Raw genomic sequence first — 10,258 nt, forward strand, 5'->3', positions numbered from 1 at the left:
TGAGTGCCGAATTTGGACTCATTGGCGCTTCCGACCGCCAAGGCTGTGGCAGCGACACCCGCACAGTGGCTCAATGTTCCAGGCCGACCGCACCGGCAGGAAGCCCGGCCCTGGCCGTGGCGGTGCACGTCAGTAGTCCCGCGTCGACGTGGACCGTAACAGTGCTTTCGAGGAATTGGCTCTTGCATCCGCCAAGTTGCGCACCGTGCGCCGCCGCAACCCGCCCAGCGACCTCGCAAGCGTCGCCCTGGATGCGGCCCGACGCCACGTTTGCTGCCGCAAGCGCCGCCGCATCCGCCGCGACACTGGCGCGGGTGTGCGCGGCGTACACCGCGAGCGCCACGATCAAGACTGCCGCGAGCGCAACCACGGCCCCGATGATGCCGATGGCGAGGAGTGCACCGCTCCCCCGTTCGTCTTGGCGTCGGGATCCCAACCCGCGGGGCTGCATCCACCCGCCGTGCGCCCCACCAATGAACCGCGCGCTAACCATTTGCGCCGCCGGACTGGTCGAAATCACGAATGGCACAGGATTCCGCGCTCGCTTGGATGCCGGTGTCGCGGCCAAGGATGCGGATGGGCACGGTGACGTTGACGCAGCGCAGTTCCCCAGAATCGCGCACGGAGGCGGTGGCACCGAGACCTGCGATCTGTAGCGCGACGGTGTGGTCGTCGCCCCGTGCCGCAAGGCGCGCGGCTTCACCCGCCGCATCCTGCGCCGCCGTTTGCGCGCTCGCGGCCACCACTGCACCGACCGCGAGCGCACAAACGACAATGACCGCTGGCATGGCCACCGCAAACTCAGCCGCCACGGATCCGCGCGTTTCGCCGCCGCACGAGCGCAGCCACTGCTTGTGGCGATGCCAGCGCGCAATCATGCTTGGAATGCGCTCGTGACGAGGTCTTCGATGATCTGACGCACGGCGTCGGATTGCACGACGGCGACGAGCACGCCTGCCAGGGCGACGGCGGCCATGATCACGATGGCGTATTCGGCGGTTTCGGCACCGCGATCATCACGCAGGGCGCGATTGATGATTCGATACGCAACTTGGTCTGTTTGGTGGCGGAGTTTGGTCAACATGTGAGGGCCTTTCGCTTAGGGGTCCGCTGTTTGGCGGCTCCGGTAGGGGTGGTGAGTTGGCACGGCACGATTAGTACTGCCCGCTACACAAGAACGGCCTGTTGCAGCACCGCGATCACGAGCGGCGCCACGCCGAGTACGAGGAATGCGGGCAGAATGCAGGCACCCAGCGGCAACATCAACGTCACGCCGAGCTTGGCGGCGGCACTTGCCGCTTCGGTTCTTGCTCGGCTGCGAGCGAGCGTGGCTTCGGCTTGGAGCAGCGCGGCTGCCGGAACCCCAGCGTGGGCGGCCAGCGCAAGTATGGGTGCGGCCTGTCGATACCCGCTTTCGTCTAGGCCACATTCGCGCATGACCTGCGCGACCGCTCGGTTGACTTCGTCTGCACCACGGCCTGAGAGCATCCCCATTGCGACAAGATCCAAGCCAAGGCCCGGCGTTTGTGGCCGATTGGTCGCTCGGCGGACCAGCGATCGGTTCCACCACCAGCCGGCCACAATCAGCAGCATCCCAGCCATGAAGAGCGCTCCGCCAAGCAGGCTCGAGGTGAAGATTGACAGGGTGTCGAACCCGAGCGCCGCGCCCAGCAACAGTCCGAGTACCGGTAGCGCCAGCACGATTCGTGATGCGGATGCGGGTCCGGCAAGGGCCACTTGTACATCGCGTGCCGACTGGCCAAGGTCTCGAAATCCGGCAGCCATTTGCCGCAACACCTGGCCGAGCGGCGCGCCCGTCCGATTGGCGAGCAACCACACCGCCCCGAGTGCTCGCCACGGTGCGTGCGGTTGCTGCGACAACACGTCTGTGGCCGAACCACCCTGACGTAGGGCCGTTGCCACCTGCACGTCGACGGGTACCTCGGGCACGCGGTGACGCAGGATGTGCGCGACCCGTCGCCCGTGCATCCGTGGTTCTCGACGACGGTTTGCCGCACCAGACCGAGCTGAACCCGACCGGGCTGCTCGACTCGATTGCGCCACGTATTGCCAGGCCGCATCTGGCGCGACGCCGTGACCGAGCAGCGTCGCCAGCCGTTCAACGACCGCCGCGGCAGCATCGGCGGGATGTTCACGCGTACCCATCAGGCACCTCGCTGCAATCGCTCGCCAGTGCGCACGCTCGTCATCTGCAACCGGCCGGCCTCATCAAGCACGAACTCCCCCATATCAACGAGACTGCGGACCCCGCGATCACGCTCCACATGCATCACCAGGTCAATGGCCGAAATGGTCTGCCTCGCCACGGCTTCCGGGCTCATTCCCGCGAGCGCACCGAGCGCTTCGAGCCGGGCAGGAACGTCGGCGAGCGAATTCGCGTGCAGCGTGCCGGCACCGCCATCGTGCCCAGTGTTCAGGGCAGCCAGTAGTTCTCGCAGCTCGGCACCGCGACATTCGCCGAGCACCAAGCGATCGGGCCGCATCCGCAACGACTCGCGAACCAATTGCGCGAGCGAAACCGCGCCCGCACCCTCGATATTCGCCTGCCTCGTCTCCATCTGTACGACATGCGGATGCGCCACCCGCAGCTCGGCCACATCCTCAATAATCACGAGCCGCTCATCCCTGCGCGCTTCGGCCAGCAACGCGCCGAGCAATGTTGTCTTACCCGAGCCACCGGCACCGCTAATCAGCAAATTCGCCCGGGTTTCGAGCGCATGCCGAATCACGTCTTCGGCACCCTCATAGAAGAACCCGGCCTGTGCCAAGTCGGCAAAGCTCAATCGGTTGGTGCGCGGCGCTCGAATTGAAATCAGCGTGCCGGCCACCGACACCGGCGGCAACACCGCGTGCACGCGAATGCCGTCGCCAATACGCACATCCACGCACGGGGTGGCGTCGTCGAGATGCCGACCACCGGCCGCAACAATGCGTACCGCCAACTCGCGTAGCGACTGTTCGTTCGGTGCCCGCCAGCTGCGATCAAGCACGAGCCCATTGCCGCGATCGACCCACAGCCCACCCATGCCGTTGATGAACATGTCGGTGACCTCACCGTCGGCAACGTACCCAGCGAGCGGCCCGAACGCTTCAGCCTGCCCACGAGTAAGCGGCCGCCTCGGGCGCATGTCGTCGCGCAGGCCGTCGCGGGCGGCCAGCGGCACGGATGCGGGTCGATCGCTCGCGCGCTGCAGCACGAACGGTGCCTGGTCGGTTTCATGAAGGAGTGCTGTCGTCATGCCGCACACGGTAGAACGCAGCATTACCCGCTGCGCGACCGAGCGCATCCGCTGTGGATAACTGCACTTTCCACAGGCAGCAATCGACACTCCGCAGCATTATCGCCACGCTGAAAACCACACCCAGGACGGTCGCAGCACCTGCACAAATTGCTCGTTTGACCCGGTATTTCTGCGAAACACTGTGACGACTTTGTGCCGCATCTGGCTAAAATCCTGCAAACGGAATCAACAATGAGGTGGAGGCCCCGTGCACGCATCGGACGACAAGATCCAAAAACTGATCAACCCAATCGAGTCGGTAGCCCCCGCACCCGGCTTCGGTGACGGCAGCAGCGTGCCGCTCGACATTCGCGCGCAAGCCGAAGCCGACCGCCTCGGTTTCTGGGCCGACCGCGCCCGTGAACTCGAGTGGCAAACCCCGTTCACCGAAGTGCTCGACTGGTCGAACCCACCGTTCGCACGCTGGTTCCACGACGGCAAGATCAACGTCGCCGTGAACTGTGTCGACCGCCACGTTGCCGCCGGTAACGGCGATCGCGTCGCCATCCACTGGGAAGGCGAACCGGGCGACACCCGCACCATCACCTACAACGACCTGCACCGCGAAGTGCAGCGCACCGCCAACCTGCTCGAGTCATTCGGCATCGGCAAGGGTGACGTCGTCGCTATCTACCTGCCGATGATCCCCGAAACCGTATTCGCCATGCTCGCCTGTGCCCGCATCGGTGCAGTCCACTCGGTGATCTTCGGCGGTTTCTCGGCGGATGCGATCCGGTCGCGTGTCGACTCGGCCAGCGCGAAGCTCGTCATCACCGCAAACGGTTCGGTTCGCAAGGGCCGCGTATTCCCGCTGAAGGAAACCGTCGACAAGGCACTCGAGACTCCGGGGCACAGCGTTGAAAAGGTGCTCGTGGTGCGCCGCCCCGAGCACGAAATCGACATGGTCGACGGGCGCGATGTCTGGTGGCACGACGTGATCGAGGGCGTATCAGACACCCACGAGGCGCAGGCATTCGACGCCGAGCACCCGCTGTTCATCCTGTACACCTCGGGAACCACCGGCCAGCCGAAGGGCCTGTGGCACGCATCCGGCGGATACCTGACCCAGGCCGCCTACACGCACCGCACCTCGTTTGACCTGCGCGACAACGACATCTACTGGTGCTCGGCCGACGTGGGCTGGGTTACCGGCCACAGCTACACGGTCTACGGTCCGCTCGCGAATGGCGCCACGCAGGTCATGTACGAAGGCACCCACGACTACCCGTCACTCGACCGCTGGTTCGAAATCATCGAACGCTACGGCGTGACGATCTTCTACACCGCACCCACGGCCATCCGCGGCTTCATGAAGACCGGTCGTGAGATTCCGCTGCGCCACAACCTCAGCAGCCTGCGCGTGCTCGGTTCCGTTGGCGAGCCGATCAACCCTGAGGCTTGGGAGTGGTTCCGCGACGTGATCGGTTCGGGCAAGACCCCGATCGTCGACACGTGGTGGCAGACCGAAACGGGTGCGCACATGATCGCACCGCTCGTTTCGCAGGATGCGCTCAAGCCGGGTTCAGCGCAACGTCCGGTTCCCGGCGTGGTCGTTGAAGTCGTCGACGAGAACGGCAACCGCGTTGACCCGGGCCAGATGGGTCTGCTGACGATTACCGAGCCGTGGCCGTCGATGGCCCGCGGTATTTGGGGTGACGACCAGCGCTTTATTGAGACGTACTGGTCACAGTTCCCGGGCCGCTACTTTGCCGGTGACGGTGCTGGCGTCGACCTCGACGGCGACCTGTGGCTGCTCGGACGCGTCGATGACGTCATGAACGTTTCGGGTCACCGCCTCTCGACCGCCGAGATCGAGGCGACGCTTGACGAGCACCCGTTCGTGGCGGAATCCGCGGTTGTCGGCGCCGATGATGAGACCACCGGCCAGGCGGTTGTGGCGTTTGCCGTGTTGAAGCACTCGCAGCGCGAGGCCATTGCTGCCGAAGACGACGTCGAAACCCTGCTGCGCAAGCACGTCGCCGCATCCATCGGCGCTATTGCCCGCCCGAAGATGCTGTTCGCGGTGGAGGAGCTGCCGAAGACGCGTTCGGGCAAGATCATGCGCCGCCTGCTCAAGGACGTTTCGGAAGGCAAGCCGGTGGGTGACACCAGCACGCTGACCGACGCGGCAGTCATGGACGCGATCGCGCAGAAGGTTGCCGCACGCCTGGCAGAACTCAACAAGTAACCGACTAATAAACGCCTTCGGTCTAACTGCTATCTCGGGTAGCAGTTAGGCCGAAGGCGTTGACGTAGACCGGGCTACTCGAACGCGACGGCGATCTCGATCTCGACCGGCGAGTCGAGCGGCAGCTCTGCGACGCCGACGGCCGAGCGCACGTGACGGCCCGCATCCCCGAAAATCGCGCCGAAGAAGTCGGAGGCACCGTTTGCGACCTGCGGCTGCTGCACAAAGCCCGCAGCGGAATTCACGTACACCGTTACCTTCAGGATGCGGGTGACGCGGTCGATTGCTCCGAGCTGCTGCTTCACCGCGGCTAGGCAGTTGAGCGCCGCCAGCTGTGCGAGTTCCTGTGCTTGCTCGAGCGTGACCTCAGCGCCGACCTTGCCGGTCGCGGCCAGTTCGCCATCGCGGAACGGCAGCTGCCCCGAGGTATAGACGACATTGCCGTGGGTAATCGCTGGCAGGTATGACCCCGCGGGTGCGGCCACCTGTGGGATCACGATGCCGAGTTCATCAAGCTTCTGGCGGATGCGGCTCATTGTTTCCTCGCTCCTCATTCGTTCTCGAGACGGTCCGCTACATTGCGGAGTCTTCCAGCGGGCGCTTCATGTACGCCACGCTTCCGCCCTGGTCGTTCACGACAATCTGTACCAGTTCCCATCCCTGCTTACCCCAGTTATTGAGGATCGCGCCGGGCGTGTGCAGTGGCAGTGGCGTGATGAAGTATTCCCACTTAGTCATGTCAGTCCTTTTCTATTGGTCGTCAGCTCTTGGTCGGCCAGGTGTCAGCGGCCCGACGGATGCGTTCGATACCGCCCCGTCGCGGTTACCGACGGTTACCGACGGTTACCGAATGGATGCATACCAACGGCGGAAAATCGCGTTTTCGATCCGCCCGCAGGGTGATCAGCCCAGTTTTGGCCTATTCGTTTTGGGTGGTTTGCCCTTACCCTAGACGGTATGCCTACGAACTCAACTGAGCCGAAACGCAACGTCGTTGCGTCCATTCTCGGCCTGCTCGGAATGAGCGGAATCGCTGGCGTGCTGATCGCTGCACTCATCACTCCGGTCATCGCGGTGGCCGGTGTCGCAGCCAACTCAAGCATCACGCTGTTCGAGACCCTCCCCGACTACCTCGAGATTCAACCGCTGCAGCAGAAGACTGAGCTCTACGCAGACCGCAACGGTCAACGCGAAAAGATCGCTGAGTTCTACTCGCAGAACCGCGTTGAGGTCGAGCTCGACCAGGTCTCGGACTATGTCGAGAAGGCCGCGATTTCGACCGAGGACCCCCGGTTCTATGAGCACGGTGGCGTCGACGTCATTTCGGCTGCGCGTGCCATGGTGGTTGGCATCATCGGCGACTCCGGCGCAGGTGCGTCAACGATCACGATGCAGTACGTCCGAAACCAGCGAGTTCAGGCCGCAGAAGCCCTTCTTGACCCCGAAGAACGCGACAAGGCATACCTCGAAGCAACCGAGACCTCGATTGGTCGAAAGCTGCAAGAGATGCGCCTGGCGATCGGTGTTGAGCAGCAGTACGACAAGAAAGACATTCTGCGCGGCTATTTGAACATCGCACTGTTCGGTGGCCAGGTCTACGGTATTGAATCGGCAGCACAGTACTACTTCGGCAAGGCAGCTGCAGACCTCACGCTGCCAGAGTCGGCAACACTTGTCGGCATGGTGCAGGACCCGAACGTCTACCGCATCGACGACCCCGAGAACCTCGAGGCGAGCACGCAGCGTCGTAACTACGTGCTGCGCCGCATGATGGAAGAACACGCCATCACCAAGGCTGAGTACGACGAAGCCGTTAACACCGAGATCACCCCAAAGATCACGCCAACGAAGCACGGCTGCATGAACGCCGAAGAGAACTCGCAGTTCTTCTGCGACTACGTGCGCAAGGTCATCCTCAACGACCCCGCATTCGGCGCAACCTACGAGGAACGCCTGTTCAACTTCCAGACCAAGGGCTACCAGATCGACACCACGATCGACCTTGATTTGCAGCAGAAGGTCACTGAATCTCTCGATGCCAACATCCCACACGAGGTCGACTACATGAACCTCGGTGCGGCGGTATCGATGGTTCAGCCAGGTACCGGCCACGTCTTGGCGATGCAGCAGAACAAGGAGTTTGACGAGACGGATGCGGCTGCCGATAGCAGATCTCGCACCTCGGTGAACTACAACACCGACTTCGCCTACGGTGGCTCCACCGGTTTCCAGGTTGGTTCGACATACAAGGTCTTTACGTTGGCGAACTGGCTGCAATCTGGCCACTCGTTGTACGAGTCGATTCCGTCGCAGACCAGATCCTTCAACCTCGCCAACTTCCAGGACTCCTGTAATGGCGCCGGTGGCGGTTCTTGGTCGCCCCAGAACGACTACAACGCGAAGTTCGGCTCCGTGAACGCCGTTGAGGCGACGGTGCAGTCGATTAACACCTCGTTTGTGGCGATGGCTGAACAGCTCGACCAGTGCACCACGCGCGACATTGCGATGGGGCTCGGCGCACACCGGGCCGATGGTCAGCCAAACGAGACGTATCCGTCGGCCGTTCTCGGTACCGACACCATTGCACCACTGTCGATGGCAACCGCGTTTGCCGGTATCGCTAACGACGGTAAGTCGTGTTCGCCAATCGCAATTAAGGGCATCACCCTGCGCGACGGCACCAAGATTGATCCCCCGAAGAGTGATTGCAAGCAGGTCATCGATCCGAACGTAGCTCGCGCCATGGCGGTGGCCATGGGTGGTGTAATGACCCGTGGGGCGGGTACCGCGACAAACCCTGGCTTGGGCACGATCATTGGTAAGACCGGTACCACTGACGACGCCTACGACACGTGGATTGTCGCAGCCACCACCGGTGTCGCCGGTGCAGTTTGGGTCGGTAACGAGCAGGCCTTTGTTTATGGCGACGGCAGCGCATCGAAGATCTCGCTGCGTGACGCTGGCTTGGCCGAAGCTCGTCACGCGATCGGTAATGGCATCTTCAGTGCCGCGATTCCGGAGTACGGCGCGAAGGATATCCCGGCGCCGACGGGGGATGCGGTCAAGGTCGAGAACGCGACCGTTCCGGATGTGAAGGGCATGTCGATTGACGCAGCAACCGCGGCGATCGAAGGCGCTGGCTTTACCGTAGCCGTGGGTGAACAGGTCAATTCGGATGTGCCGGCTGGTTCGGTTGCCCGAACTAACCCGTCTGCTAACACGCGCACGCCCAAGGGGTCGACCATCACCATCCACCCGTCGAACGGTAAGGACGACAAGAAGAAGAAGCCCGAACAGGCGGGTGTCGTGATGCCAGAGCTGTCGGGCATGTCATACGACCAAGCGATTGATGCGCTGTCGAAGGCAGGCCTTGGCAACGCGAACAACACGTTCTCGTGGCACGGACCGAAGGGCGGCAAGGTGTCTCGCACCGAGCCTGCATCTGGATCTACGGTGCCACCAAACTCCGAAATCAAGATCTACGCGAACTAGCGAGTAAATCTACGTAAATGAATATTGTGAAGACAATCGGGATCGGGGCCGCAGCAGGTTTTGCTGCCGGCCTCGGTTTCGTTAGCTGGGCTGTTGGTATTGAGCGTCGCCGATTCGTGCTGCGCGAGATTGAGGTTGCGGTGCTGCCTGCGGGTGCGCGACCGCTGAAGGTGCTGCATGTTGCCGATGCGCACCTTGCGCCCGGGCAGGGCAAGAAGATGCGCTTTGTGCAGTCGCTCGCGGCGCACGAGCCCGATTTGATCATTGCTACCGGTGACAATCTCGGCCACAAGAACGCGCTCCCTCCGCTGGCGGAGATGCTCGAGCCGTTCCGTGGCATTCCCGCGCTGAGCGTGTTTGGCTCGAATGATTATTTCGGCCCGGTGTTCAAGAACCCGTTCACGTATCTGCTCCCCCGCAAGCCGGCGACTCCTCGCCCTCGCGACTTGGACGAGGCGGGCCTGCGTCGATTGCTCTTCGATGACCTCGGCTGGACCGACCTGACGAACTCGGCTGCGATCATCGACGTCAAGGGCGTGCGCATCCGCGCGATTGGTGTGGATGACCCGCACATCAAGAAGGATGACTACGCGTCGGCTCGTACGGAGCTCTCAGCGCTCTCAGCGGGTGCGCAGTGGGATCTAACGCTCGGGTTGGTGCACGCGCCTTACCAGCACGTCCTGGACCGCTATGCGGACGATGTGCGAGCGGACATGGTGTTTGCGGGGCACACGCACGGTGGCCAGGTGTGCAAGCCGGGCGGTCGTGCGATCGTGTCGAACTGTGATTTGCCGGTTGAATATGCCGGCGGTTTGTCGTGGTGGGATGCGGATGCGGGAGACTCGGTGCCGCTGCACGTTTCGCGCGGGCTCGGCACATCGATCTATGCGCCGGTGCGCACGTTCTGTCCGCCAGAGGCGACGCTGATTACGCTGATGCCGCGCGCGTAGGCGCATGGCAACGCGGGTCGCGTTGCGCTATAATTGTTGGGTTGTCGATCGGGCGGAATCGCGCGGTCAGCACATCGGGATGTGGCGCAGCTTGGTAGCGCGCTTCGTTCGGGACGAAGAGGTCGCAGGTTCAAATCCTGTCATCCCGACTCAAAGGTCTGGCCCCCACCATTCGGTGGGGGCCAGACCTTTTCTGTCGGGATTACAGTAGGGACCCGATTCGCGGGAGAGCCTCGACGCAACACCTTCGCACCCACAACCAAATCCCTACAGAACCGTTGCGTTGAGCCGCGAATTGGGAAGCATCCCGACCCACACCCCACGCA

The 10,258-nt window shown here is 62.9% G+C and carries 10 protein-coding genes and 1 tRNA gene; 4 read left to right on the forward strand and 7 right to left on the reverse strand.

What is annotated here, in order from left to right; all coding sequences use genetic code 11:
- Positions 1-70 precede the first annotated feature (70 nt).
- From ZBI01S_RS09885 to ZBI01S_RS08455, 5 genes are all read right to left on the reverse strand, one after another.
- Complete coding sequence (locus tag ZBI01S_RS09885) at positions 71-451, reverse strand: Rv3654c family TadE-like protein (RefSeq protein WP_159421475.1); 381 nt, start codon at positions 449-451, stop codon at positions 71-73.
- A 34-nt stretch (positions 452-485) separates the two neighbouring features.
- On the reverse strand, positions 486-878 hold the full coding sequence (locus ZBI01S_RS09740; protein ID WP_066059153.1) for a TadE family type IV pilus minor pilin: 393 nt from the start codon (positions 876-878) through the stop codon (positions 486-488).
- The gene (locus tag ZBI01S_RS08445) at positions 875-1,084 is read right to left on the reverse strand and encodes a DUF4244 domain-containing protein (protein ID WP_066059155.1); all 210 of its coding nucleotides are present in this window, start codon (positions 1,082-1,084) and stop codon (positions 875-877) included. The genes ZBI01S_RS09740 and ZBI01S_RS08445 overlap by 4 nt, the downstream gene beginning before the upstream one ends.
- A gap of 83 nt (positions 1,085-1,167) precedes the next feature.
- A complete protein-coding gene (locus ZBI01S_RS08450) occupies positions 1,168-2,166 on the reverse strand; it encodes a type II secretion system F family protein (RefSeq protein WP_066059158.1) in 999 nt (332 codons plus the stop codon).
- On the reverse strand, positions 2,166-3,260 hold the full coding sequence (locus tag ZBI01S_RS08455) for a TadA family conjugal transfer-associated ATPase (protein ID WP_245610589.1): 1,095 nt from the start codon (positions 3,258-3,260) through the stop codon (positions 2,166-2,168). Before ZBI01S_RS08455 ends, ZBI01S_RS08450 begins: the two co-directional genes overlap by 1 nt.
- Positions 3,261-3,510: 250 nt before the next feature.
- Between ZBI01S_RS08455 and acs the strand changes: the two genes are divergently transcribed.
- Positions 3,511-5,490: an acetate--CoA ligase gene (gene acs, locus ZBI01S_RS08460; protein WP_066059161.1), complete on the forward strand. Its 1,980-nt coding sequence runs from the start codon at positions 3,511-3,513 to the stop codon at positions 5,488-5,490.
- Positions 5,491-5,564: 74 nt separating this feature from the next.
- Here the strand turns inward: acs and ZBI01S_RS08465 are convergent, their stop codons facing one another.
- Together ZBI01S_RS08465 and sp36 are read right to left on the reverse strand one after the other, a co-directional pair.
- Complete coding sequence (locus ZBI01S_RS08465; RefSeq protein WP_066059164.1) at positions 5,565-6,026, reverse strand: RidA family protein; 462 nt, start codon at positions 6,024-6,026, stop codon at positions 5,565-5,567.
- A gap of 37 nt (positions 6,027-6,063) precedes the next feature.
- Positions 6,064-6,228 carry a Sp36 family protein gene (gene sp36, locus ZBI01S_RS09745; protein ID WP_110477073.1) on the reverse strand — a complete coding sequence of 55 codons (165 nt, stop codon included), beginning with the start codon at positions 6,226-6,228 and terminating at the stop codon, positions 6,064-6,066.
- A 219-nt stretch (positions 6,229-6,447) separates the two neighbouring features.
- Here sp36 and ZBI01S_RS08470 point away from each other — a divergent pair, with 219 nt between their 5' ends.
- The 3 genes from ZBI01S_RS08470 to ZBI01S_RS08480 all read left to right on the forward strand — a co-directional run bounded on the left by ZBI01S_RS08470 (position 6,448) and on the right by ZBI01S_RS08480 (position 10,081).
- Complete coding sequence (locus ZBI01S_RS08470) at positions 6,448-8,982, forward strand: transglycosylase domain-containing protein (protein WP_083524651.1); 2,535 nt, start codon at positions 6,448-6,450, stop codon at positions 8,980-8,982.
- A gap of 17 nt (positions 8,983-8,999) precedes the next feature.
- Positions 9,000-9,932, forward strand: coding sequence for a metallophosphoesterase (locus ZBI01S_RS08475; protein WP_066059170.1), 933 nt, complete (start codon positions 9,000-9,002; stop codon positions 9,930-9,932).
- 75 nt (positions 9,933-10,007) lie between these two features.
- Positions 10,008-10,081 (forward strand) — tRNA-Pro (locus ZBI01S_RS08480).
- The last annotated feature ends 177 nt before the right edge of the window (positions 10,082-10,258 follow it).

This window comes from [Zimmermannella] bifida NBRC 103089, from assembly GCF_001570925.1.
GTDB lineage: Bacteria > Actinomycetota > Actinomycetes > Actinomycetales > Microbacteriaceae > Gulosibacter > Gulosibacter bifidus.

Excerpts from the sequence above, each read along its gene's own strand:
- ZBI01S_RS09885 (WP_159421475.1), bottom strand. The coding sequence starts at position 451 with ATGCAGCCCCGCGGGTTGGGATCCCGACGCCAAGACGAACGGGGGAGC.
- ZBI01S_RS09740 (WP_066059153.1), bottom strand. The coding sequence starts at position 878 with ATGATTGCGCGCTGGCATCGCCACAAGCAGTGGCTGCGCTCGTGCGGC.
- ZBI01S_RS08445 (WP_066059155.1), bottom strand. The coding sequence starts at position 1,084 with ATGTTGACCAAACTCCGCCACCAAACAGACCAAGTTGCGTATCGAATC.
- ZBI01S_RS08450 (WP_066059158.1), bottom strand. The coding sequence starts at position 2,166 with ATGGGTACGCGTGAACATCCCGCCGATGCTGCCGCGGCGGTCGTTGAA.
- ZBI01S_RS08455 (WP_245610589.1), bottom strand. The coding sequence starts at position 3,260 with ATGACGACAGCACTCCTTCATGAAACCGACCAGGCACCGTTCGTGCTG.
- ZBI01S_RS08465 (WP_066059164.1), bottom strand. The coding sequence starts at position 6,026 with ATGAGCCGCATCCGCCAGAAGCTTGATGAACTCGGCATCGTGATCCCA.
- sp36 (WP_110477073.1), bottom strand. The coding sequence starts at position 6,228 with ATGACTAAGTGGGAATACTTCATCACGCCACTGCCACTGCACACGCCC.
- ZBI01S_RS08470 (WP_083524651.1), top strand. The coding sequence starts at position 6,448 with ATGCCTACGAACTCAACTGAGCCGAAACGCAACGTCGTTGCGTCCATT.
- ZBI01S_RS08475 (WP_066059170.1), top strand. The coding sequence starts at position 9,000 with ATGAATATTGTGAAGACAATCGGGATCGGGGCCGCAGCAGGTTTTGCT.